This window comes from Verrucomicrobiia bacterium (genome assembly GCA_023953615.1).
In the GTDB taxonomy this organism is placed as follows: domain Bacteria; phylum Verrucomicrobiota; class Verrucomicrobiia; order Limisphaerales; family JADLHS01; genus JADLHS01.
In genome coordinates, this window is sequence record JAMLJH010000001.1 from 1,908,184 (window position 1) to 1,933,732 (window position 25,549).

The 25,549-nt window shown below is 59.1% G+C and carries 17 protein-coding genes; 8 read left to right on the forward strand and 9 right to left on the reverse strand.

Annotation, left to right across the window (positions count from 1 at the left end; translation table 11 throughout):
- Positions 1–13 precede the first annotated feature (13 nt).
- Positions 14–3,544: a PDZ domain-containing protein gene (locus tag M9920_08055; protein ID MCO5052241.1), complete on the forward strand. Its 3,531-nt coding sequence runs from the start codon at positions 14–16 to the stop codon at positions 3,542–3,544.
- Between the two features lie 582 nt (positions 3,545–4,126).
- On the opposite strand, the gene miaA is transcribed toward M9920_08055, so the two are convergent.
- The 3 genes from miaA to M9920_08070 form a co-directional block, all read right to left on the reverse strand.
- On the reverse strand, positions 4,127–5,065 hold the full coding sequence (gene miaA, locus M9920_08060) for a tRNA (adenosine(37)-N6)-dimethylallyltransferase MiaA (protein ID MCO5052242.1): 939 nt from the start codon (positions 5,063–5,065) through the stop codon (positions 4,127–4,129).
- 120 nt (positions 5,066–5,185) lie between these two features.
- Positions 5,186–5,962, reverse strand: coding sequence for a prolipoprotein diacylglyceryl transferase (lgt, locus tag M9920_08065; GenBank protein ID MCO5052243.1), 777 nt, complete (start codon positions 5,960–5,962; stop codon positions 5,186–5,188).
- A gap of 72 nt (positions 5,963–6,034) precedes the next feature.
- Positions 6,035–6,838 (reverse strand): TRAP transporter TatT component family protein, encoded by an 804-nt coding sequence (locus M9920_08070; protein ID MCO5052244.1) that lies wholly within the window; start codon positions 6,836–6,838, stop codon positions 6,035–6,037.
- A 241-nt stretch (positions 6,839–7,079) separates the two neighbouring features.
- Between M9920_08070 and hpnH the strand changes: the two genes are divergently transcribed.
- The 6 genes from hpnH (at position 7,080) to M9920_08100 (ending at position 12,939) form a co-directional block, all read left to right on the forward strand.
- Positions 7,080–8,483 (forward strand): adenosyl-hopene transferase HpnH, encoded by a 1,404-nt coding sequence (gene hpnH / locus M9920_08075; GenBank protein ID MCO5052245.1) that lies wholly within the window; start codon positions 7,080–7,082, stop codon positions 8,481–8,483.
- Positions 8,484–8,626: 143 nt separating this feature from the next.
- Positions 8,627–9,409, forward strand: coding sequence for a succinate dehydrogenase cytochrome b subunit (locus M9920_08080; GenBank protein ID MCO5052246.1), 783 nt, complete (start codon positions 8,627–8,629; stop codon positions 9,407–9,409).
- Position 9,410: 1 nt separating this feature from the next.
- Complete coding sequence (locus M9920_08085; GenBank protein ID MCO5052247.1) at positions 9,411–11,372, forward strand: fumarate reductase/succinate dehydrogenase flavoprotein subunit; 1,962 nt, start codon at positions 9,411–9,413, stop codon at positions 11,370–11,372.
- Between the two features lie 5 nt (positions 11,373–11,377).
- Positions 11,378–11,560, forward strand: a complete 183-nt coding sequence (locus M9920_08090) for a hypothetical protein (GenBank protein ID MCO5052248.1) — start codon at positions 11,378–11,380, stop codon at positions 11,558–11,560.
- Positions 11,561–11,575: 15 nt separating this feature from the next.
- Complete coding sequence (locus tag M9920_08095; GenBank protein ID MCO5052249.1) at positions 11,576–12,163, forward strand: ORF6N domain-containing protein; 588 nt, start codon at positions 11,576–11,578, stop codon at positions 12,161–12,163.
- 2 nt (positions 12,164–12,165) lie between these two features.
- Entirely contained in the window at positions 12,166–12,939 is a 774-nt protein-coding gene (locus tag M9920_08100) for a succinate dehydrogenase/fumarate reductase iron-sulfur subunit (protein MCO5052250.1), read from the forward strand.
- Positions 12,940–13,010: 71 nt separating this feature from the next.
- Here M9920_08100 and M9920_08105 read toward each other — a convergent pair whose 3' ends face one another.
- Entirely contained in the window at positions 13,011–14,360 is a 1,350-nt protein-coding gene (locus M9920_08105; GenBank protein MCO5052251.1) for a Gfo/Idh/MocA family oxidoreductase, read from the reverse strand.
- Between the two features lie 39 nt (positions 14,361–14,399).
- Positions 14,400–15,368: a PmoA family protein gene (locus tag M9920_08110; GenBank protein ID MCO5052252.1), complete on the reverse strand. Its 969-nt coding sequence runs from the start codon at positions 15,366–15,368 to the stop codon at positions 14,400–14,402.
- 316 nt (positions 15,369–15,684) lie between these two features.
- Here M9920_08110 and M9920_08115 point away from each other — a divergent pair, with 316 nt between their 5' ends.
- Complete coding sequence (locus tag M9920_08115) at positions 15,685–17,616, forward strand: NPCBM/NEW2 domain-containing protein (protein ID MCO5052253.1); 1,932 nt, start codon at positions 15,685–15,687, stop codon at positions 17,614–17,616.
- 451 nt (positions 17,617–18,067) lie between these two features.
- Here M9920_08115 and M9920_08120 read toward each other — a convergent pair whose 3' ends face one another.
- From M9920_08120 to M9920_08135, 4 genes are all read right to left on the reverse strand, one after another.
- The gene (locus M9920_08120; GenBank protein MCO5052254.1) at positions 18,068–21,565 is read right to left on the reverse strand and encodes a polysaccharide lyase family protein; all 3,498 of its coding nucleotides are present in this window, start codon (positions 21,563–21,565) and stop codon (positions 18,068–18,070) included.
- Between the two features lie 5 nt (positions 21,566–21,570).
- Positions 21,571–22,245: a hypothetical protein gene (locus M9920_08125; GenBank protein ID MCO5052255.1), complete on the reverse strand. Its 675-nt coding sequence runs from the start codon at positions 22,243–22,245 to the stop codon at positions 21,571–21,573.
- Positions 22,246–22,486: 241 nt separating this feature from the next.
- Positions 22,487–24,718 (reverse strand): O-antigen ligase family protein, encoded by a 2,232-nt coding sequence (locus tag M9920_08130; protein ID MCO5052256.1) that lies wholly within the window; start codon positions 24,716–24,718, stop codon positions 22,487–22,489.
- Complete coding sequence (locus M9920_08135; protein MCO5052257.1) at positions 24,715–25,548, reverse strand: prepilin-type N-terminal cleavage/methylation domain-containing protein; 834 nt, start codon at positions 25,546–25,548, stop codon at positions 24,715–24,717. Before M9920_08135 ends, M9920_08130 begins: the two co-directional genes overlap by 4 nt.
- Position 25,549: the final 1 nt, after the last annotated feature.

Sequence of the window (25,549 nt, forward strand, 5' to 3'; positions counted from 1 at the left end):
GCGTCAACGAATTATGCGATACACCGATTTCCTGGCTTGGTTCAACGCTGGCAATTTTCAAAACCCGACTGATGGGGCGCGTCGCTCCGGGCGTGCCATCGAACTGACAACCAGCGGCGGGCATCGAGTGACGCGTCCCATCTTGACGCTCCTTTCCTTGTTCGCGTTCGCGTTTTTATTTCCGTCGCAGTCGTTCGCCGCCGATAAATCCACCCGCATTGACGCGCGGATGATGCGGCAGCCGGATGTTTCGGCGACGCACATTGCCTTTGTGTATGCGGGGGACATTTGGGTTGCGCCCAAGGAGGGCGGCGAGGCGGTGCGGCTCAGTTCGCCGCGCGGCGAGGAATCCTTTCCCAAATTTTCGCCGGACGGCGGCACCATTGCTTTCAGCGGCAACTACGATGGCAACGTGGACATTTACACCGTACCGGTCACCGGCGGTTTACCGCAGCGCATCACGCATCACGGCGCGCCGGATCGGGTGATTGATTGGTATCCCGACGGGCAGAGTCTCCTGTTCGCCACCACGATGACCAGTTTCAAGGATCGGTTTAATCAACTGTACAAAGTTTCCGCGACGGGCGGGTTGCCCGAGAAACTGCCGATGCCTTACGGCGAGTTCGGCACGATCTCACCCGACGGCCAGGCCATTGTGTTCACGACCATCAGCGTGGATTTTCGCACCTGGAAACGTTACCGCGGCGGCATGAATCCGGATCTGTGGTGGATGGATTTGGCGACGCTGAAAACCCGCAACCTCACGCAATCGCCGGCGGCGGAATCCATTCCGATGTGGGCCGGGAACAAAATCTATTTCGTTTCGGATCGGGACGAAAACAAGCGGTTCAATTTGTGGTCGCTGGACTTGAGCAACAATCGCTTCAAACAACTGACCTTCTTCAAGGATTTCGACGTGGAATTTCCCAGCCTTGGTCCAAACGAGATCGTGCTGGCCAACGCGGGCCGGCTCTATCTGCTGGACCTGCAGACGGAACAATTGCGCGAGGTGGAAATCTCGGTCACCACGGATCGTTCCACGCTGAAGCCGCGGGTGCAAAATGTCTCCGGGTTGATTCAATGGGCAACGATTTCGCCCACTGGCAAACGCGCGTTGCTCGCCGCGCGCGGGGACATTTTTTCCGTGCCGGCGGAATACGGAGTGGTGCGGAATGAAACCCGCAGTTCGGGAGTGGCCGAGCGTTATCCCGCGTGGTCGCCGGACGGAAAATGGATTGCTTATTGGAGTGATCGCACCGGCGAGTATGAATTGACGTTGCGCGCGGCGGAACGCAATCCCGAGGGCGACCCCGAGGAAGAAACACTGACGCAACTAGGTCCGGGCTACCGCTACGCGCCGCAATGGTCGCCCGACTCCAAGAAGATTGTGTGGATTGACCAGGCCATGAAGTTGTGGAGCTACGACTTGGACACGAAAACCAATCGGATTCTGGATCAGCAGCAATGGTTGTATCACGGGGAGCTGCAAAGCTTCACCGTCAGTTGGTCGTCGGACAGTCGCTGGATTGCTTACGCCGGCGATCTGGACAATCGCAACCGCGCCATCGTGTTGTACGATTTTGAAAACCACACGCGGCATCAGGTGACCAGCGGGTTCTACAATGACACGCAACCGGTCTTTGATCCGGATGGAAAATATCTTTATTTCATCACGGGCCGCAGTTTCAGTCCGATTTACAGCGATTTGGACAACTCCTGGATTTACGCCAATTCCGCCCGGCTGGCGGTACTGCCGTTGCGCAAGGACGTGGTCTCGCCGCTCGCGCCGCGCAACGATGATGAGCCGCCCGCAAAGAAAAAGGATTCCGAGAAGAAGGAGGCGGCCAAGCCGGACGAAACCAAGCCGGCGGATTCCGAGAAATCCGACGCGAAGGAAGCGGCGCCCGCGGAAAAATCTGAGGCAACGAAACCCGATGTCGCGAAGGCCGACGCCCAGGAAGAGAAGACCACCAAGGACGAAAAGAAAACGGCGGACAAGAAAACCAAGGGCGTCGAGATTGATTTGGACGACATGGAATCGCGCGTCGTGTTGCTGCCCACGAAGGCGGGGCGTTACGCGAACCTCGTCGCCGTCTCGGGAAAACTGTTGTATCGCTGGTTGCCGCGCACCGGGGCCGATGGCGGGGGCAGCCCGATCGAGCTGTACGATTTTGAAAAGCGCGAAACCAAGCGCGTGGTGGATGACGCCAGCGACATGGAGTTATCCGCGGATCGCAAGAAATTGCTGGTCCGATTGAATCAGAGTTACAGCATCGTTGAACCCAAGGAAGGACAGAAACTCAGCAAATGGCTGGCGACGGGCGGATTGGAGGCCTCGGTGGATCCGGTGGCGGAATGGCGGCAGATCTTTAACGACGCCTGGCGGTTGGAACGCGACTTTTTCTATGACCCGAAGCTGCATGGCGTGGATTGGCCCTTGCTGCGCGAGCGCTACGGCAAGCTGCTCGAATCCGCCGTGACGCGTTGGGACGTCAACTTTGTGATCGGCGAATTGATCGGCGAATTGAACTCCTCGCACACCTATCGCAGCGGCGGCGATTTGGAAGGCAGCCTGCAACGCAACGTCGGCTATCTCGGCTGCGATTTTGCGCTGACCAACGGCGCTTACCGTATCACCAAAATTATTTCCGGCGCGCCGTGGGACACGGAAGTGCGCGCGCCACTGGCGCAACCCGGCCTGACCAACGTCAACGTGGGCGATTACCTCCTGGCGATCAACGGCGCACCGTTGGACCCGAAAGCAGACCCCTGGGCGGCGCTGCAAGGATTGGCGGACAAACCCGTATTTCTCACGTTGAATCGCGAACCGCACCTGCAAGGCGCGTGGGAAGTGCTGGTGCAAACCATCGGCAGCGAAGCGCGGCTGCGCAATCTGGCTTGGATCAACGAAAACCGGTTGCGGGTGGACCAGACGAGCAAGGGGCAGATCGGTTACGTGTATGTGCCGGATACCGGGCAGAACGGTCAGAACGAACTCGTCCGCCAGTTCCGCGCCCAATTCGACAAGCCGGGTTTGATCATTGACGAGCGCTTCAACAGCGGCGGACAAATTCCCGATCGGTTTGTGGAACTGCTGAATCGGCCGCTGCGAAATTTTTGGGGCGTGCGTGACGGCACGGACTGGTCCTGGCCGCCCATCGGGCATTACGGTCCGCAAGCGATGTTGGTCAACGGTTGGAGCGGTTCCGGCGGGGATTGTTTTCCGTTTTACTTCAAACAATCCAAGCTTGGTCCGCTGATCGGGCAACGCACCTGGGGCGGGCTGATCGGTATGACGGGTGCGCCGGGTTTGATTGATGGCGGCAGCGTGACCGTGCCGACGTTCGGCATTTACGATGCGTCCGGTTGGATCATCGAAAGCCACGGCGTGGACCCGGACATTGAGGTGGTGGATGATCCCGGAGAAATGGCGCGTGGGGGTGATCCGCAATTGGAACGGGCCATTTTCGAAGTGCAAAAAGCCATCCGGCAAAATCCGCCGCCCAACGTCAAGAAGCCGCAGTATCCGAATCGGGCAAAGTAGAATCGCGCGTTTCGCAAGGTGGAAAGCAGCGGTGGTGAACACGCCGCAGTTCTTGTGGCTTAGCCTGAACGATTCGATTGGAGTTTGGGTGGAACGGGCCACTAGCCCGTTCGGTCGGGCTACCAGCCCGATAACCGAACGCCAAGCGTGCGAATCCAATGGGGTGCGATTTCCGTGCGCTCGGCTGGGCGGCAGGTTGCCGCCCAGAACGGCCAAGTTGGCCGTTCCACCCGGACCATCTGCTTTTTTCCGGTTAGCTAGAGCGGATTAAATAAAGCCGTGGCCGCTTGATTTTTTCCTTCATAGCAGCGGGCCTCCCAACCTCAAGCCAAGCGTTGGGGTCAAACGGGCGACCGGCCCTTGGTTCGGAACGAGCACCGGCGCGACCGCGTCTTGGACTGCGGCAGTCTTCTGCCGCTGTGGAATCATCGGCACGCGACCGAAAAGCGGCAGAAGACTGCCGCAGTCCAAAACCTCGCGGACAGAGGCACCATTCCTCATTCGTGCTCCACCTGCATTGGGTTACGCTCGTTCGGTTCCACGGCTACAACTTTAATTAAACTGCTGTAGCTTTTGAACGCGTCAGCGCGTTGGGAAAATTAAGTTCAGTGTCTCGGTTAAGACACTTCCCGAATTCAATTCCACCCACTGCGCCTGCGCGTGTTTGCGGAACCACGTCAGTTGCCGCTTGGCGAACTGGCGGGTTTTGATTTTCACCAGTTCGATGGTCTCCGGCAACGTGCGTTCGCCGCGCAGGTGTTCCACCACCTGCCGGTAGCCGATGGCTTGCAGCGCGGTTTTGTTTTGTGCCAAACCACGGCGCAACAATTGCCGGGTTTCCTCCACCAAGCCGGCGGCGAACATCTCGTCCACGCGCAAGTTGATGCGGGCGTGGAGATCGGCGGCAGAACGGGACAGGCAGAAAAAATGCGAGGATGGAGGATGGAGGATGGAGGATGAATTCCAATCTGCGCGTTGGGCGGAGAAGGAGGTTCCGGTCAGACGGATGACTTCAAGAGCGCGGATGACGCGCCGCGGATTGTTCTGGTCAATTTTTGCGAACGTGACGGGATCGCGTTGCTCCAGTTCACGCAGCAATTCCGCGGGTGGAATGGATTCCAGTTCGGCGCGAAGCTTCTCGTCGGCGGGCGGCGCTTCACCCAGTCCTTCAAGATACGCTTTGAAGTATAACCCCGTGCCGCCGCAGAAAATCGGGACGTGACCGCGCGCCTGAATTTCCCGTACCGCTTTTTCCGCGAGCACGACAAATTTTGCGGCATCGAAAGCTTCGGTGAGTTCCGCCACGTCAATCAAATGATGCGGCACGCGGGCGCGTTCGGCGGCGGTGGGTTTGGCCGTGCCGAGGTCGAGACCACGATAAACCTGCATCGAGTCCACCGAAATAATTTCGCCACGGGCTCGTTCCGCCAGCGCCATGGCGAGCGCGGATTTGCCCGCGGCAGTCGGACCGGCGAGGAAGAGAGGCAACGTGTTGCGGATGACGTGTTGCATGGCGGACATAGGGGGAGTTCAACGCCAAGACGCCAAGACGCCAAGACGCCGACGAATCTGGAAAAGATTGTCGCGGGTTGAAATCTTTCGCCGGGGGCCTTTGCGCCTTTGCATCGTTGCGCCTTTGCGTTAAATCAAACCTTTCTTCCGCGTCCCCAGAATTGAAAACAGAAGCGCGCCCGCCACAAAAATACCGATGCTGATCAGGTGCGCCGGCGTCAGGCCATTGTGCAGGTGGCCGTCGGGATAGTCGCCCCGGAAAAATTCCACCGTCGAACGGGTGACGGCATAACACATCAGGTACATCGCGAAAATCTGCCCGTCGAATTTGCGTCGGAAGCGAAACAACCACGCGAGGCCGAAGTAGAGTGCCAGGTTCAGCAACGCGTCATAAATCTGGGTGGGATGGATCGGCAGACCTTGGGTGACATGATCGGCGGGAAACCGGATGGCCCACGGCATTTCGCAGGCGCGGCCAAAGCAACAGCCGTTCATCAGGCAGCCGATGCGTCCGAAGACCGAGCCTAACGCGATGCTGGGTGCGAGGATGTCCGCCAGTTTCCAGAGGGGAATTTTTTTGATGCGGGCAAAAGCGATGACCGTGATGGCGGCCCCGATCAAACCGCCGTAGAACACGAGGCCACCGCGTTGGATCATGAACATTTCCCACCACGGTTTGCCGGTGAACTCATCCGACCAATAGGTGGTCACGAACATGATCCGCGCGCCCAACACGCTGCCGAGCAATAACCACGGCACGACGAGATCGGCCACCAGTTCTCCCGGCACGCCGATGCGCGGCGCGCGGCGCACAGCGGTCCACATGCCCGCGAAAAAGGCCGCGGCGATGCAGATGCCGAACCAGTGGACGGTGACGGGTCCGAGATGAAAGGCAATCGGTTGCACTGGCGCTCAACCTAGCGGGAAATCAGGTGGATGAAAAATTGATTCTGTCGGGCGAAAGGGCATTAAGGTGGATCATTTCGATGTCATTTGACGCTGCAACGCGGCGCGGCGGCTTTCCCAATTCAGCCAGTCCCACTCCCAGTCCGGCCCGGCCAGATTCGTTCGGGCCGCCGGCCAAATCCGTTCCAAGGCCGCCCATTGGTTGGTGATCAGCGCCCAATCTTTCCAAGCCACTCCGGCTTCCGCGAGGTTCAATCGGTTTTCTGGATGCGCTCCCGCCAGGTCCACGGCGCGTTCCAGATGTTTGCGCGCGAGTTTTTTATTACCCACACTCAAAGGCCAGCCCGGCGCTTCCCAATAGAGCAAGCCCAGATTCCGATCCGGCCCGGCATGGGAGAAGGTTTCGTCCAAGACCCGCGCCTGCGCAAAGCAACGCTCCACTTCCCGCACCATGCCTAAAGCTGCGAGGTTGCGTTTCAAATCAGCGATTTTACCCAAATTCATCCCGAGATAGTAAAACGCCGGGGCGGCATTGGAGTTCAGCGCCAGACTGCGGCGGCAGGCCGTGACGCCTTCCGTAAAGAGGATTTCGCGTTGGGCGCGATTGGTTTGCAAATCGCCCCAGGCAAAACACGCCTGTCCGAGTTGCCAGGCCGCCACGCTATTGGTGGGTTCGTTGAAGTAGTGATTGCGCGCGACGATCCAATGTTGCTCGGTATGGATCAGAATATTGGTGGGAACGGGCCAGGCCGGCGCGCCCGCACACTTTTCCACCATCAGCAACGTCATGGCGAGCAGCCAAAGCCTGATAAAAATCCGGCAGCCCAACCCCGGACGTCCCGACGGATTAAACCTCAGAAAATAATCTTTGTTCATCGTCCCGTCTCGACCTATACTCAGCCCCTAGTGATTGCAAAGCGGAATCTCGTCCGATGGACGGCCGGCGCGGCGCTGTTAGTTTGCACCGCCGGCTGCGGTGGCGTCAGCGCCACCAAGAGCATCTCCCCATTGGATTTTATCCTGCCCGGTTTGATTCAAAATCATTCCACGCCTCCGGCGCCCGCAGGGACGGATACCAATTCCGTCGCCCGCCTCGCTCAAGTCTCCAAATAAAGCTATGCGATTCCCTCTGGTCTTGTCGGTAAAAATCGCCGCGCACATCATCAAGCACAAAATCAAGCGCACTCCGAAATTCGCGATGGTGCTGCAGCTCGAACCGCTCCACACCTGCAACCTCTCCTGCACGGGTTGTGGGCGCATTCGTGAATACTCCACCTCGCTCAAAAACATGGTGCCGCTGGAGCGCTGTCTGGCGGCGGCGGCGGAATGTGACGCGCCGATGGTTTCCATCTGCGGAGGCGAGCCGTTGATTTATCCGCAGATCGAGGAACTGGTCATCGGTTTGCGCCAGCAACGACGCATCGTTTACATCTGCACGAACGGAGTGTTCATGCGGAAGAAATTGCGCGAATACTTTGCCGCCGCCTACACGCCGCAGATGGAATCACAACTCCAGGAACTGTTGCGGCAGGGGCTGGTCACCGAGGCGGAAGCGGAGGCCATTCGCAATGCGGATGCGACCGCCAAAAGCAAGGCGGTCATTCGACCCAGCAAATGGCTTTATTGGAATGTCCATGTGGATGGACCGGAATACACCCACGACCTCATCGTCGAGCGCGAAGGCGTGTTCAGGGAATGTATTGCGGCGATCAAGATGGCCAAGCTGCTCGGCTTCCAGGTCGCCACCAACACCACCGTGTACATCGAGACGAACATGAACGAAGTGGAAGACACGTTCAAATACCTCAGTTCGTTGCACGTGGATGGACATACCATTTCGCCCGGGTACGATTACGACGCGGCCAAGAAGGACATGGTCAAGCGGCTGGGCAAAGACCCGAAAGAGTTCTTCCTGACGCGCGAAATGACGCGCAAAAAATTCGCGAACATTCTCGACTGGGGCAAGCGCTTCACCATTTTCGGGACTCCGGTTTATCAGGAGTTTCTGGCTGGAAAACGCGATCTCACCTGCACCGCCTGGGCCATTCCCACCTACAACATTCAAGGTTGGAAAGCTCCCTGTTATTTGATGACCGACGGTCATTACAAGGGGTACCAGGAAATGTTGGCCAAGGTGAAGTGGGAAAACTACGGCGTGGTGAACGGCGTGGCGCGGGATCCGCGTTGCGAGAACTGCATGGTGCATTGTGGTTACGATCCCAGCGGCGCGTTGGGCACGAACTACAAGCGCGGCGACAATTGGAAAAATTTCCGCTACAACTTCGGCGCGAAGCCGCACGATTTTGCCGGCAGCGACGAACTCACCAAACGGGTCTTCAACGGTACCAGTATCGGCAAAGGTCATCAGGCGGAAAAGAAAGCCAAAGCCAATGCGGCGGCGACCAGTACGGGAGGCGCGATTGCCGGCAACGGTCACGTCAAGCCCGCCAGCGTTCCCCCTCTGGCAACGGCGAAAGCCAAGCCGGCTGAGGCGGCGGTCTCCGCAAAATCCACGCACTGATCCGATTGTTTCCGACAATTAGTTTCACGCGGAATAATTCAAGCGTCGCTTATTTCGTGCGAAATTTATTGCCTCGAGACTAATCCACTCATAGACTGCCGCACCGTCGTAAGCGTTTCTCGACGGTAAAGATTTTTGCGTCCATGAGCTCAATGTCAGGTATCTTCAAATCTTCTCTCGGCAAAAAATATCTAATGGCGGGAACGGGCTTGGTGTTGCTGTCGTTCGTCATTGGTCATCTGATTGGCAACCTCCAGGTGTTCGGTCCGCCGGAATTGATCAATCGCTACGCCGAGTTTTTACACAGCAAACCCGCGCTCTTGTGGTCGGCCCGGCTCGGATTGCTGGCGGTGTTGGTCATTCATATCGGCACCGCGGCGCGGCTCACGATCGAGAACAAGGCGGCGCGTCCCGTTGGTTATGCGGGCGGCGTGGCGTTTGGTTCCACCTGGGTCTCCCGGCACATGTTTTTGAGCGGGGCCGTAATTCTGGCGTTTGTGGTTTATCATCTGGCGCACTTCACCTGGCGGCTGCCCGCCGTCAATGGTCTGGGCGATTTCACCAAACTCCAAACGGTTCTCGACGGCAAAACGGTGCCGGACGTTTACGGCATAATGATTCTCGGATTTCAGGTTTGGTGGGTGGTGCTGCTTTATTTGATCGCGCAAATATTGCTGCTGGCGCATTTGAGCCACGGCATTGCCAGTGCCTTCTTCTCGCTCGGCTTGCGGAATCAAGTGTGGGCGCCGCGCCTCAAGCGCGCGGGCTTGATCCTCAGTGTCGCGCTGTTCCTCGGTTTCGTCTCCATTCCGGCGGCGATTTTCACCCGCGTCATCGGCGCCGATTACGCCGAGAAGGCCCGGCTGGAATTGCGCGCCGCCACTCAATTCGAGGCCGCGCTCGCCCAAGGAAAGGAGGCAAAGTAATATGGCCACTTTAAATTCCAATCTCCCGCCTGGTGACCTTGCGGAAAAGTGGGAGAAGTACAAATTCAACACCAAGCTGATCAATCCCGCGAACAAGCGGAAATACAAGATCATCGTGGTCGGCGCCGGTTTGGCCGGCGCCTCGGCGGCGGCCACGCTGGCCGAGCTGGGTTACGAGGTGCATAACTTCGTGTTTCACGATTCGCCGCGCCGCGCGCACTCCGTGGCCGCGCAGGGCGGCATCAATGCCGCCAAGAATTATCCCAGCGACGGCGACTCGGTGTACCGCCTGTTTTACGATACGATCAAGGGCGGCGATTTCCGCTCGCGCGAGGCCAACGTCCATCGCCTGGCGGAGGTTTCGCTGAACATTATTGATCAATGCGTGGCGCAAGGAGTGCCGTTTGCCCGCGAGTACGGTGGCTTGCTCGACAACCGCTCGTTCGGTGGCGCGCAAGTTTCGCGGACGTTTTACGCCCGCGGCCAGACCGGTCAGCAATTGTTGATCGGCGCGTATTCGGCCTTGAACAAGATGATTGGCGCGCGCGCCGTGAAATCCTACATCCACTCCGAGATGTTGGACCTCGTGGTGGTCAACGGCCACGCCAAGGGCATCATCGTGCGCCATCTCGAAACGGGCGCCATCACCCGGCACAACGCCGACGCAATTGTGCTGGCCACGGGCGGCTACGGGAACGTCTATGACCTTTCCACTTCGGCGCGCAATTCCAACGCCACCGCCATCTGGCGCGCGTACAAGCGCGGCGCTTGTTTCGCCAATCCCTGTTACACGCAAATTCATCCCACCTGCATTCCGGTCAGCGGCGAGTACCAGTCCAAACTGACGCTGATGAGCGAGTCGCTCCGCAACGACGGTCGCGTGTGGGTGCCCAAGAAAAAGGAAGATTGCAAAAAGCGCCCGCAGGACATTCCGGAAGCGGATCGCGATTATTATCTCGAACGCATGTACGCCGCGTTCGGCAACCTGGCGCCGCGCGACGTGTCTTCGCGCGCCGCGAAACAGGTTTGCGATGAAGGCCGCGGGATTGGTCCCTCGGGACTGGGCGTTTACCTGGATTTTGCCGACGCCATTCAGCGGCTCGGCGAAGGCAAGGTGCGCGAACGCTACGGCAACCTGTTCGCGATGTATCACGAGATCACCGATGAAGACGCGTACCACACGCCGATGCGTATTTATCCCGCCGTGCATTACACGATGGGCGGGTTGTGGGTGGATTACAATTTGATGAGCAATCTGCCCGGGTTGTTCGTGTTGGGCGAGGCGAACTTTTCCGATCACGGCGCGAATCGCCTGGGTGCGAGCGCGTTGATGCAGGGTTTAGCCGATGGTTATTTCGTCATCCCGGCCACCATCAGCGCTTATCTGGCGTCACAGAATCCGGGCCAGCGACCGCAAACCAATCACGACGCGTTTCAGCAGGCGGAAGCGAATGTGCAGACCATCATCAGCAAACTGATGAACAATAAGGGCCGGCACACGCCCGCCAGTTTCCATCGGCGGTTGGGCAAGATCATGTGGGAACACTGCGGCATGGCGCGCAACCAGGCCGGTTTGGAGGAGGGCATCAAACAAATCGCCGCTCTGCGCGAGGAGTATTGGCAGGACGTCAATGTGCTCGGTTCGGCGACCGATTGGAACCAAGCGTTGGAACTGGCGAGTCGGGTGGCCGATTACATGGAACTGGGCGAGTTGATGTGCCGCGATGCGCTGCACCGCGCGGAAAGTTGTGGCGCGCATTTCCGTGAGGAATATCAATACACCCCGGCGGACCCGGAAGTGAAGAACGGTTTGGTAAACGTGGGCGATGTCAAACGTCGCGATGATGTATTCGCTTACGTGGCTGGTTGGGAGTATCCCGGCGCATTGGATAAAGCGCCCATTTTGAACAAAGAACCGCTCGTGTACGAATCGGCCCACATGAGCACGCGGAGCTACAAGTGATTTAAATGCAAAGCTTGATTACCATGCAGCAATATCACATGTACAATTTCAAAGATTTTCTTCCCGCTGCACCCATAAAGTTTCGTTCGGGACAGACCGCGCTGCCGAATGCAAGGACGTTGAACATGCTGATTGACGATTCAAACCCGACCAAGGCCGTGGTTTATAGGATGTGGTTTGAAATGTAAGCCGCTAAAATCACCATGAGCAACCCAAGTCCAGCTTTGATGCCCGCCGCCCGGATCGAGCGGAGGATTCTTTGGCTGCGCCGCGAAAAGGTGATGCTTGATAGTGATCTTGCCGAGCTGTACGGAGTTGAAGCCCGTGTCCTCAATCAGGCGGTCAAACGGAACATGGAGCGATTTCCTAGTGATTTCATGTTCCGCCTTTCGGCCGCGGAAACCCAGTCGGTGCGGGAATTTCAGATGTCGGACTCATCACAAATTGTGAGGAGTTCTAAAAAACATCGTGGGTTGACCTACCGGCCTTATGCCTTTACCGAACAAGGAGTGGCGATGCTTTCAAGTGTATTACGCAGCGAGCGGGCGGTGCTGGTCAATATCGCCATCATGCGGACCTTTGTGCAATTGCGGCGGATGCTGGCATCGCACGCGGACTTGGCGCGAAAGTTGAAAGCGCTGGAGCAAAAATACGACCGGCAATTCAGCGCCGTATTTGACGCGATTCGGGCCTTGATGACCGAGGAAGAAAAGCCCAAACGCGAGATTGGTTTTCACACCTTGATGCCTAAACCCGCAAAAGTGAACGGCGCAAAAGCAAAACGAATTTGATCATGAAAGTTAAATTGAAAGTCTGGCGACAGAAAGATCGCAACACCCCCGGCCAGTTCAAAATTTACGACTCTCCCGAGTTGAACGAACACATGTCGTTCCTGGAAATGCTCGATGTGATCAACGAGGACTTGGCCAATAAAGGCGAGGAACCGATCGCGTTTGATCACGATTGTCGGGAGGGCATTTGCGGCACCTGTTCGTGCGTCATCAACGGCAAACCGCACGGCCCGAATCGGGGCGTGGCCACCTGCCAGACGTACCTGCGCAGTTTCAAGGATGGCGATACCATTGTCGTTGAACCGTGGCGCGCCAAAGCGTTTCCGATCATCAAGGATTTGGTGGTGGACCGCACCGCGTTCGATCGCATCCAGCACGCCGGCGGTTTCATCAGCGTCCGCACCGGCGCCGCCCCGGATGCCAATGCCATTTTGGTGCCGAAGAAGGACGCCGACCTGGCCATGGACGCCGCCCAGTGTATCGGCTGTGGCGCCTGCGTGGCGGCATGTAAAAATGCCAGCGCCATGTTGTTCGTCGCGGCGAAGGTTTCGCATCTGGGATTGTTGCCACAAGGTCAACCTGAGCGCGAACGACGTGTCTTAGCGATGGTGAAGCAGATGGACGAAGAAGGCTTCGGCGCCTGCACGGCCACCGGTTCCTGTCAGGCGGTTTGCCCCAAGGAAATCAGCATTTCCTTCATCGCCCGGATGAATCATGACTACGGCAAAGCTCTGCTGAAGGGCGATCCGCACGCCACCACGGACGAAGCCCACTGAACGGCGGAGTCAATCCTGATGGCTTTTCAAAGCGCGACGGCGCTCCCCGCTGCGTCGCATCATAATCCGCGTCAGAACACTTTGGTGACGCCCGGCATGGCCACGGGATATTGACCATGCGCGTCCGGCAACACGGGGGGATTCGAGTTGCTGGTGAAATTTTCCAAACCCGGGGCCAGCTCCAAATCCGAATGGAAGGCGTCGTCCCAGGAAATCATCTGACCCGATTCACAGGCCATCCGGCCCATGATGGCGGTGAAGCAGGATTTGACGCTGTATTCCGTTTCGTTGTACGGCCGGTTGTTACGGATGGCATCGAAAAACAGGTCGTGCTCGCGTTGATATTGATCACACGGCGTGCCGGTGTATTGCCAGATCAGATTTGCCGAACTGGGTTTGTGCCCTTTGAAAAGGCGCGGTTTGGATTGTCCTTCACCCAAAATCGCGCTGCCGATGGCGCCCTGAATGACATCGCCAAAAAAGTCATACGCGTTGGTAATGTGCCGTCCCTGAGCCAGTAATTTGGTGCCGTCGGCAAAGGTGTATTCCGCCGTGTAGTGATCAAAAAGCTGGTCCGGCGCGGTGCGGACCTGGCGACCACCAATGCCCTGCACGGCGACCGGCCAGTCGTTCTTGATCCAGCAACAGATGTCAATGTTGTGGATCAGCCAGTCCACGATAAATGTCCCGTTGAGCCAGGTGAAATTACTGTAGTTGTTGATCTGGTGGGCCAGCTCGGTCATGCCGGGCGCGCGCGGTTTGAAATCCACCGGACCGTGCATCCGATTGGCCCAACAGGTGATGACGTCACCGATCAAACCCTGATGAATCTGGGCGACGGCCTGTTCCAACGGCACGTAGTGACGGCTCATCAGGCCACTGGCGATCTTGAGATTTTTCTGCGCGGCAAGTTGACCGGCCCGGAGTACGCGGCGGATGCCCGGCGCGTCCACCGCAAAGGATTTTTCCATGAAGATGTGGACGCCCTTGGCTACGGCGTAATCCACATGGATCGGTCGGAACGCCGGCGGGGTGGCCAGCAACACCACGTCGCCCCGGTCCAGCGCGTCAATCGCGTGTTTGAAACCATCCAGTCCCGAGAACTGTCGTTCCGGCGGCGCGTCGAGTTGCTGGGCAAACTTGGGTTTGAGGTGGTTGAGCGTGTGCTGCATCCGCTCGGGAAAAAAATCCGCCAAGGCCCACAGCTTGACCGGCCCGGCAGTCGAGAGCGCTTGCGCCACCGCACCAGAGCCGCGTCCACCGCAGCCCACCAACGCCAGTTTGATGGTGTTGTTTTCCGCTGCGTAAGCGCGGGTGGCAATGGCCCGGGCCAGCGCCGCTCCCGCGGCGGCTTTGGCCGACGTGGATAGAAACTCGCGTCGCGTTGAGGTGACCGTTCTTTTTGTTGCTGTTGTGTTCATTGTTCGATGGGTTGCGCCACCGCCGCCCCGGCGGCTGGGTTATGGTCTCGACCACGTTTCGGCTCGCCGCGCGATAAATTCTCGCGACTGGTTTTCCGAATATACCGTCAGCAAATAGCGCAGGCGGAACCGGTCGCCACCCCGATACTCGAGTGGCTTCTGGTTCAAACCCTGGGTCACGGCCAGATAAGCGAACGGTTCGGTCATGGTGAAAAACCGGGCGCGGTCGTTGGCGTTTGCGTTGGGTCCAAACAGCGCCAGCATGATGTTCTGATTGGCCATCATTCCGGACGCGCTGGTCCACTTGGCGGGAATCACATTTTGCGTGTTGTCGCCGGTGTAAGCCACTCCTTCTGAGTTCGCAAATTGCGCGACTTTATTAAACGCCTCCGGCAGACGTAAACCGAGACCATTGTAATTGGCGCCGCGCAGTTGCACTTGAGGGGTGTTGGTCCCCAGCTCGAACTGAGCCTCCCAAACCAGCGCCACTTCTCCGGCCCTTTCATCCACGGTCAAAGTCAGAGTGCGTTTTTCGATCAACAGCGCGACGGCGGTCGAGTCTACCACCATCCGATTGGTAAAGGCGACCCAATGAATCCACTGGGTGAAAGCTGCTTCCGGCTGGCCGTTGGAATTTCTGCCGGGAGTTCCCGGTTCGAGCCGAATGGATTTTTCGACACCCGGCTCGTCCTGTTCTTCCCAGAAGTTGATTCCGTTCACATGAACGGCGTACATCAGACCGTGATGATGCGGATGATCGGCGGGCGCATCGCGCAGCACATTTTCGCCGCGCAACGTGTATAGTTCGCGCACGTAAGGTTTGATTTGTGTCTGGGCGAAGGCATAGACCAGCAGCGGTTTTCCGCGATACGACCATTGCAGTTCGTCGGCGGCCTGATTCACAACCTGGCTTATCGGCTCGGCGGTTGAACGCACCGACGGTTCGGCTGCGGGCAGCGTGATGCCCAGGCAACCGCAAAACAGCGAAACCAGAAAGGTGCGATTCATACGATGACCTATTTCTCTACCAACGCGTCCACGGAGGCAAATCAATTCTGACCCGAAGCGGGGATTGACCGAAGCTCGTTTTGCGCGCAAGGTTACGCCGTTAAAACGCCAGTTTGCTTTATGCCATCCGATCGCCCCGCGTCTCGCGCTTTGCGACTCAAAACCAGTCGTTGTTCTCGGCTTGTTCCGTTAAGGAGCGGCCGCCGCGCCGATCTTGCCTTGCTTGAACGATCAGTGGTCATGGCGAGCGTTGTCGTGCCGCACCTTTTCATACGTGCTTGAGATGCATATCCGCCGCGCAATTTTTGGTTTCTTGATGGTTTTTCTGACCAGCCTTCTTGACGTGACGGCGGCGGAAACGGTCTGGCTCGACACGCTTGAAATCACGGGGATAACCCAGGGCTGGGGCGTGGCGCAGGCAAATCGCGGTATGCGCGAACAGCCGCTTTCCATTGGCGGACGTAAATTCGATCGCGGCGTTGGCACGCACGCAATCAGCACGACGCGCCTTGAATTGGCCGGCGGCACCGAACGCTTTCTCGCTTACGTTGGCGTGGACGACAACGCCCGCGGTCCCGCCACGATCAGCTTCAAAATCGTGGCGGATAACCGTACGGTGTGGCAATCCGGCGTAATGAAACCCGGCGCCGCCGCCCGGGAAGTGAATGTGGATCTGCGCGGCGTGCAAACGCTATTGCTGCTCGTTGGTGATGGTGGCGATGGGATTAGTTTTGATCACGCAGATTGGGCGGAAGCGCGGTTTATGGTTACCGGGACCAAACCGCGAATCGTGGGCGTGCCGATTGAGCCGGCCGTGATTCTGACGCCCAAACCGGGACCGGCCCCGCGCCTCAACGGCCCGAGCCTCTATGGTTGCCGCCCGGGCCATCCGTTTCTGTATCGCATTCCCGCCCAAGGCGAACGGCCCATGACTTTTTCGGTGGACGAGATGCCCGATGGATTGAAGCTGGACACCACCACGGGCATCATCAGTGGTGTCACCCCGCCGCGCGGCGAATATCACCTGACGTTGCGCGCGCAGAACCCGCATGGCCGCGCCGCGCGCTCGTTCAAGATTGTTTGTGGAGACACCCTTTCCCTGACGCCCTCGATGGGTTGGAATCATTGGTATGCGCATTACGACCGGATCACCGACGCGATGGTGCGCCAGGCGGCGGACCTCCTGGTGAGTCGCGGCCTTGCGGACGTTGGCTATCAGTACGTGAGCGTTGACGATTGTTGGATGAACGCAGAGAAACCCAAAGACCCGTTGCGCGGCGGTCCACTCCGCGACGAGCGCGGCAACATCGTTCCGAACCGCTACTTTCCCGATATGAAGGGACTGACGGATTACATCCACGCCAAGGGATTGAAGGCGGGGATTTACACGTCGCCCGGGCCGCGGACCTGCGGCGGATTTGCCGGCAGCTACCAGCACGAAGCCCAGGACGCGAGGCAGTTCGCGGATTGGGGATTCGATTTGCTGAAGTACGACTGGTGCTCCTATGGCGAGATCGCCCGGGGCGACACCAATCTCGCCACGTTCCAAAAACCCTATCAACTCATGGGCGATCTGTTGCGGCAACAATCGCGGGACATTCTGCTGAATCTTTGCCAATACGGCATGGCCAACGTCTGGGAATGGGGCGCAGCGGTTGGCGGTCAAAGCTGGCGCACGGCGGATGATCTGGGTTTGGAGCTACACAACATTTTCAATGTGGCGCTGAAGAATGTCGAACATCGGGCCTGGTCGCGGCCGGGCAGTTGGAATGATCCGGACTACATTCAGATCGGCTACATCGGCAATGCGCGGGGCGGCGGGCTGCCCGCTCCCTGTCCGCTCACACCAACCGAGCAATACTCTTTCATGTCGCTCTGGTGTCTGATGGCGGCGCCGCTGTTCTACAGCGGGGACTTGACCCAACTCGACGATTTCACCCTCAACGTGCTCGGCAATCCTGAAGTGATTGCCGTGAATCAAGATCCGTTGGGCCAGTGCGCGCGCATCGTTAATCTTGATGAAATCACTTTCATCATGGTGAAGGATCTGGCCGATGGCGCCAAAGCCGTCGGCTTATGCAACCGCAGCGAACTCGAGGTTGAGATCACCGCGACCTGGGCCGACCTGGGAATCGAGGCCGAGCCGCACGTTCGGGATTTGTGGCGGCAGCAAGACCTGGGGCGATTTCCCAAAGCGTTTTCCGCCACGGTGCCGCGTCACGGCGTGATGCTGATCCAGGCGCGCTAAAATACGACCGCGAAATACTCGAACAAGAAGGCAAGGGAATGATGGGCAAAGGAATGGGGAATGGGGGAGCACCGCCGTCTCGGCGGTCGTCGTTCGCGTCTCGCGGACGACATCCCGGTTCTGATAACTGAAACCGGTAGGGCGCGTCACTCCGTGCGCGCCGTCGGGTGATGCGGAATTGCGGCGGGACGCCGCAGCCACATTATTGGCCGGGACGATTCGATTGGAGTTTGGGTGGAACGGGCCACTGGCCCGTTCGGTCGGGCTACCAGCCTGACCGCCAAACGCAAAGAGAGTGAACCCAATGGTGCGTGATCTCCGTGCGCCAGGCTGGGTGGCAGGTTGCCGCCCAGAACGGCCAAGTTGGCCGTTCCACCCGGACCAACTGCATCGTTCCGGCTTGGTGATCTTTGCGTGCTTTGCGGTTTTAACTAGACCTCGGGTGGAACGACTACCGTTTCGCCATCTTTGGGGTCGGTGGTGCGGCTTTCAAACGAAGAGTCGTAAATGCATTCGGCTGGTAGGGCACGGTGATGACATGGTCTTTGACGGTCAATTTGCGCTGGTTCTCCTCGACGCCATTGCACAACCAGGCCGATTGCAGGCGGAACGCTTCCGAATGTAGTTTCGCTTCGCCCGCGCGGCCGGCCACTTCCCGTACACGCAGCACAAAACCATCGCCATCCTCGGCGGCTTTCAACGTCACGATTTCCAGATTCGGCGCCTCCACGGTGAAGAAGGAAGCGCCGCGCGCGGGCATGGGTCGGCCCGCTTGCGAGATCGCCGCCGAGAATGAGGAAAGGTGCGGATAACCCAGCACCGGTGTGCGCGTGTCCTCATCGAACCGCGCCAGCGCTTCGCGGTTCAAGCCGCGCCCGCTGGTGATGGCGTAACGAAAGACCAGCGTCCCGCCCTGTTGCGCGCGGTAGTTGGTGAACCAGTAATTGTTCAGCGCATAGGAATAGACGTGACCGTTTTTGATCGGCAGATGCGAAAGCCAGAGGCCGCGATTGATGTCGGTAAGCGTGACCAGCGGCGCATCGGCCGTGGACCAAGCCACCGAGAAATCACCATCGCGCACGTGCACCAGGTTTTGCGGGGTGAACCATTCACGACATGCTCCCGGCATCTGGTCCTCGTTCGGGCGCACCCAGCCGTTTTGAATTTGGTATTCCAGCGCCGGTTGTTGCGCGGCAAACGGGAACGCGAAGTAAACCGCCTCCTTGGCGCGCGTCTCCTCCTTCTCGATCGTGTTGACGATGTCCACCCGTTTGAGCTGATCGTAAAGCCGGTATTCACTCTGCACTCGCGGCGTGTGTTTGGATTTGGTTTGCACAAGCAAACGCGATCCGAGCGGGGTGCACTGGAGTTGGATATCGGTGACGCTTTCCGGTTCGTGGATGGTCAGGCTGGCGGGCGGCGTGCCGAAATTGCAGTTCAGAATCTGCGAATTTTCGCCGCCGCTGACGTAAAGATACTCGTTCAACTGGTAAGCCGCCTGCGGATCGAGCAGCTCGCGCTTTTCCTGTTTGTCGAACAAGCTGCGCAATCCGCCCGTCCGCCGATCCACCACCAGCCGGTAGAATTCATTCTCAATCGTGTCGCCCGGCGCGGATTCATTGGCGCGATGCGCCTGGGCCTGCCAGCCGCGGATGCCGTAAGCCTTGTAACCCAGCGCCGGCACCTCCGGCGCGAGGAAGCGCACTTTGCGCCAGCCATCCTGCTCGGCGTAAATGTCCATCGGGATGACGCGATCATCGGCCAGGTCCACGAGTTGTTCGTTGCTGTTCAACTCGGTTTCGATCACCGCCGTGCGCGCGCGGTTCTGCCAGTTGAACGCGATGATGCTGCTGCCGTCCACTTCGATGACCTGCGCCAGCCGGTTGTTGGCGCGGGCCAGCAACGTCCGCGCGTCCAGATTCGCGCGGGTGGCGTAGCTCGCTTTGATTTCCCATTGCTGCTCGACGAATTGCCGGCCCGGTTGCGAGACGCTGTTGTGCGCGCCCCAGGTGTGTTCGTTGTAAAACATCACGTTGCGCCAGGCGTGCCAGAAGTCCTCGGCGGGATAGCGGTTGCGCGGTTCAAAGAGGCTGGCCAGGGCCGCGGCAGTTTCCGCCGCGGGCAGAATTTTTTGCGTTTGCCGGTTCAACGCCGTGGCTTGCGCGGTGGAACCCGCGCCGTCTTCCCAATAAGCGCCGCAATCACCGCGATACACCGGCAGCCGGTCGGCAAAGTGTTGCTCCACGTAGTTGAAGTATTCGCCGTCCGTGGCGACGATCAGTTTGGGAAACTCGAACTCCTGATTCCACGCGGCGATGGTATCCGCCTCGCCGGTGTCCGGAATGGCGGCGTTATCCACGTACGCGCCGTAAATCATCACCGCATCCGGCGCGTAATCCGCGCGCTCGTAGCGCACGAGGAACTGCGGCACGCTGCTCTTGAGATAGGCTACGCTGGAAACGTCCTGCCCCCAGCCCGGTCCCACCAACCGCTTGAGTTGCACGTAACTGCGCGCGTACCACATGAAAATCCGCTCGCCGTTCATGCCCTCCCACCAATAGGGCGAATCTTCGTTCAGGTGACTGTGATGCAGAATCGGGGCGCGCGTTTGGTTCGCGCCGTTGGCGAAGCCCTTGATGCCCGCGTCGCTGAACAGCGTCGGCAAAAACCAACTGTGCGACGGCGCATCGGTGAGGCACGCGAAATCGAAATTGCCGTCATGTTCGCGATGCAGCCGGTGCGTGAAGTACATGGCGCGATACAACTCCTCGCCCGAGCAGATGCCCGTCATCAAATTCAGGTAGAGCGCGTTCACGCCGAGTCGCTGCTGTTTGAGCCGGGTGTAAAACTCCTTTTGGTACGGCGGCGTGCGGCAATCGAGAAAGTTGTCCACCAGCCACGCCGTTTCAAAATTGAATTTGTAGGCGGGAAACTGGCGCAGAATGTTGAGCACTTGATCCGAATTGCGATTGTCCAGTTCGTTCACATGCGGTTGCAGATCGGTATAGCCAACGTCGTTATGCACCTTGGGACAAACGAACACGCGCCATTGTTTCGCGGGTTGAAAGGGGCGGGTCACTTCCTGCCGTTGCGCATCCCGGATCACGGTCAATTGGGCGGGACCGGCGGGAACACTCGCCGGCACCAGCACCGGCTCGGTCAATTCGCCAAAGTCATAAGGGCTGTTGAAAGCGGTGGTGTAGGTGTGGCGGCCCAGTTGCAATCGCGCTTCGCCCTGCGTGAACGGCGTCTGGAACGGCACGACGACGTGGCACACTTCCACCAGTTTGCCGCCTTGTTTTTTGAAAAAGATGGTGGGTTGAAGGTGCGGCGTTAAATCCGGCGCGCTGGCGGCCGCCTGGAAGGTGATGGCGTCGTACGCCAGATTACCCACGCCCAACGGAATCAGCGTGATCTGGTTGTCCCGGGCTTGCAGCCACTCGCCTTTGACGGGAATGACCAGCCGCTGTTCCGCCAGCAACATGTCGTTGCCCTGCTCCCCCCACATTGAGTGTTTGGACGCGGGGCGGATGGGAAAAATACCGGTCTTTCCGTTCACCCGCACCTTGAACTGTTGCGGGGCACCGGTGGTGAAAATCAGGTCCAACACCAGCTCGTAGTTCGCGCTCGCCGCTTCCGCCAGATCGAAACGAATCGTGTAGGGCCGTTCCGTAACCTGACCATCAAAACCCGTGGCGCCCTGATGCTGTCCCGCGAAATCCCGGCTGGGCGTACTTTGTCCGATGGTAAAGGTCAATTCACCCCGGCCCCCCGGAGCGAACTCGATCCCGACGCCATCGGGTTTGCCGATGGACCAGAGCGGCGCGGCGCCGGCGCTTCCACCGCATAGCAATCCGCCGATCAATACGGCCAGGCCGCCGCGTAGAATCGAGGGAGCGCGTTGGATGAGTGAGGTGGCGTGGCGACGAAAAACAAAGGAGTGGCGCATAACATTCAAGGTTGTTGCGGGCGATGCGTCTCCGCCTGCTTGGGCGGCGGCGCGCTGGGTTTCTTGGCGGCCTCGGGTTTGAAGACGGCCCGTCCGGAGCGCGAATCGAGTTGGCGCAACTGCGGTTCGCCCCGGTTGATGAACTTCACCTGCGTCAGATGCGACGACCCCAGAATCTTCGGCAGGCGGGATTGGATGATGATGGTGGCGTCGCGCGCCGACACGCGGTAGTGCGCCCGCAACGTGGCGTGGTGGCCGTCCAGTTCGGGAAAAATGCCGGAGGTTTCCGCGCTCACTTTTTGCCCCGCCACCGTCAGCGTCAGGTGCTCCAGCAATTGTTGCGTGATTTTATCCCCTTGCGCGGCGACTTCCGCCGGATCCAGCCGCCCGTTTTGGTTCGTGTCCACCGTGCTGAAGTTGGCCATTTCAAACGGATTGAAATTCAAATCCAGATGCACGTAATCATCATCCACCACCACCGTGAGGTAACTGATGGGCAACAGATGCGCGCGGCTGGAATGGACCCAGCCCACCAGCCCGGACAGCAACCACAACCCCAGCCAGAAGTGAAGCGGAAACGCGCGCGCGCGCCATCGCAAAGCGCCGCGCGGTTGCCGGTGCGCTTCGGATTTTGAATCAAGCAACCGCCTGGGGTTCGCTGAAAATTGTTGTTCGCTCATGATGATCCACAGTTTACGCCCTGATGCCGCGTGATCCGGTTCGTGCCTCGCTCGCCCGTGGCGCGGCAGGGTTCCCAAACCGCTGCGACGGGCGGAACGGTTGACCGCGGGCGATGACGCCTGGCATTTCAGTCCAAATTACCCGATAAAGCAACCAAACTTCATCGCCGTGAAATACGCGACCTCGCGTCGGCGACTGCGGGCATACTGGGAACGTGTGCGGGCTGGGCATGGGGATGCGTCAATCGGCGTCAGCTACGGCTGGTTTTTTTGATTCATTCCACCGTTCTCCATCCCAGTAATCGACCGCACCGGTGGGGTTGAGTCGCGCCGGGATGCCGGCGGAACGGAAAGCGGCCACAGTCAGGAGCGTGGACTCGTCCGACGTGAGCGGTTGTTCCGGGTGCCGCCAGATCTCGGTAAGCGGCCGTGGGGCGGCTCCGGTCGAGGTCGCGCCCGACTTCATGCGTCTCTCCAGTCTCACGGTGATCGTCGTTGTGGCCTCGTCCAGGGTGTTTGCTTTGCGAATGCGCGGATAGAAGTATTCCCACAACTCCCGCCGCCAGTTCAAACCGGTGGCGGCCTCGGGACCGGCGGTGGTCGGGCGGACAATCTCAGGCGACAACACAAATTCGCGATAGAGCGATTCATCCAATTTCCAATTCACCAACCCGCGGGTGTAATGAGCCAGTTGCACATGGGTGAGAAGATGGTTCAGCTTTTGTCCGGCCCAGATGGGTTGGGCGGCGAGAAATTCAAAATCCGCCCGCTCCTCGGGTTGCAACAAAAATCGTCGAGCCAGCGTAAGAGTGCGTTCACTCGTTGGGAATTGCGGCGTGAGCAGATGCAATCCCGTCAAGCCCAAGGCCCCGAGAAAAGCCGCTCCGGCGCATCCACGCAGAATTTGCGATCTCCAGCGTTGCGAGCGCCCTGTTACTGATGGTGATCGCAAAGCCGCCGAGGATGGCGTGCTGGACGGCGCGTCCAGATTCGCCGCCGCCACCGCAGCGCTTGCGGGCATCAGGCGAGCCTGTTCCCACAGCAGCCAGAACACCAGCGAGAGCGACAATCGGAACAATCCGTCGTCAAAGAAAAAGCCCACCGCCAATACCCACAACCCCGCCGCGCTGATTTGCGCGTAACCAATGGCGTGCGGGTCGGACACTCCGTTGGGTTCCGCCCGTGCCTTTCCAGCGCGCACCAGGACTTGAACCAAACCAATCACCAGGCAAATGACGGCGGGAATTCCCGCCGCCAGCGCGAGAGTGAGATAATCATTCAATCCCAACGCGCCGGAGCCTTCGAGTCGTTCGGGTTTATATTGTTCCGCGTATAACGGTCTGAACTCATTCCACCCATGCCCGGCCCACGGTCGGTCTTGAATCATTTTCAATGCCCCGACCCAGGTGGTGACGCGATTGCGCCACGAGAAATCATTGATGTTCCCGACCGAGAAGACCCGCCGCACCATCGGGGCTTCCGTGTGACGGAACTGCCAGAAGGAAATGACCAAGAGCGAGAGCAAAAGCGTGAGCGCCGACCACCGGTTTCGTCGCCACCATCCCGGCAACCCATCGGTGCGCCCGCCGGTCGCGTGCGGCTTGAGTTGCTGAAATCCGAACCACGCCAGCGCCAATGCCGTGCCCAGCCACGCCCCGCGACTGTAACTCTTGAGCAGCCCGATGCTACAAAGCACCGTGGCGGCGAAAGCGAAAAGTGATTGCGCATGGAGGCCAAGGCGGGATTGCCAGCGGCAGGCGGTTGCTTCGCGGGCTGCTGGCTGACGGCTGGCGCGACGATTGGCGACTTGAATTTTCAGGGTCTGCACGAACAGGCCCACCGCCAACACCAGCCCCACGCCCGTCAACAAGCCAAAGAAGTTGGGATGCCCCCATAGACCGGTCCAGCGCGGTTGATCGCGATACTGAAGCCCCGATTCGCCTTTCGGTCCCCAGTATGCGGATGCGGCTAGAAACAGCGTTAGAATCCAGAGGGGTAAAGCGCCCGGTCGCCAGCGCGTCAGCGCCGCCGTGAACTTGCCCAGAACAATACCGGCCAGCAGAATCACCACCGTTGGGCCGGTTGCGGCGGATTTGTAACTCGCAAAGTAACGAACCAATACCAACACCACGAAGGTACCCAACCAGAAGTTTGGGGCTTGCATCATTTGAGCGAGCCACCGCCAGACCGATCGCCCGGACTCAGTTGCAAGACTCGCTCTGCCCCAACCGCCGCCGGTGAATCGCCTTTCCAAAACGAGCAACGCCACCAGATAACTCAGCAGGCAAGCCACCACCATCCATTGCGTGCTCGCATCCCGGCACACGGCCGTTACTTCCCAGGCCACCGCTTGCAGCCATTCCGGCGCTCGAACTTGATGCAACACCGGCCCGAGCAACAGCAGCACGTAGATGATCGTGAAGGTGATCCAAGCGAACGTCCGGATCAGTCGGGAGCGCAGCGGGGAACTCATTCGGTCAAGCGACTGGTGGTGGCGTCGCGCAGGCGGCGCCAGTCCGGATTTTCGGGTTGGTTTTTGATGGGCAGCGTTTTCCAACTGCGAGTGCGGCCATCGAGTAATTTCCACGTTTCCACGTGCCCATCCGCAAAGGACAACGCGTAACTCCCGCCGTGCCGGCTGGCGGGCGCGTCCAGCAAACCGAGATTGCCCACCATGTCCACCGCGAACCAGCCGTCGTTGATGCTGCGCTCGTGTTCGTCAATGAACACCCACGTCTGCGCCGGGGTGGGTTTGACGATTTCTGATTCGTGCCGGAACACCCGGAAATCATGCTGGCCATGCACCGTGGTGCCGCCCATCCAGCCGTTGATGGAATAACTCCGCACCCGCAACACGCCCGCCACCGTCACCTTGTCCTGCGGACACCGGTAAATGCCCACGTCCCCGCTGTATTGAAACAAACTGCCCCACTTGATCCCGTTGAGGTTGGTGGAATCCAGGCGGCCCGGTTGCAGGGGCGGATATTGGCTCGCATCGTCATTCATGCTCCCGCGCACCCAGGCGTTGCTATTGATGATGGCGCCGCCCGAATCGGGAAGGGACTGAAAATGCACCCGGACCAGCCGCCCGCCGTTGTCGTCGGCGTACATTTTCCAGGCGGCGGTCAGTTGCCGGAAATTGCTGATGCACACCGCGTTCAGGGCGCGGCCCTTGGCGCGGCCGAGCGCGGGCAGCAGCAGTGCGGCGAGAATGGCGATCACCGCAATGGTCACCAACAGCTCCAGCAAGGTGAACGCGGGGCGTGGCCCCGGCCAGTCATTGCGTTGGCGTGATGTTTTCATT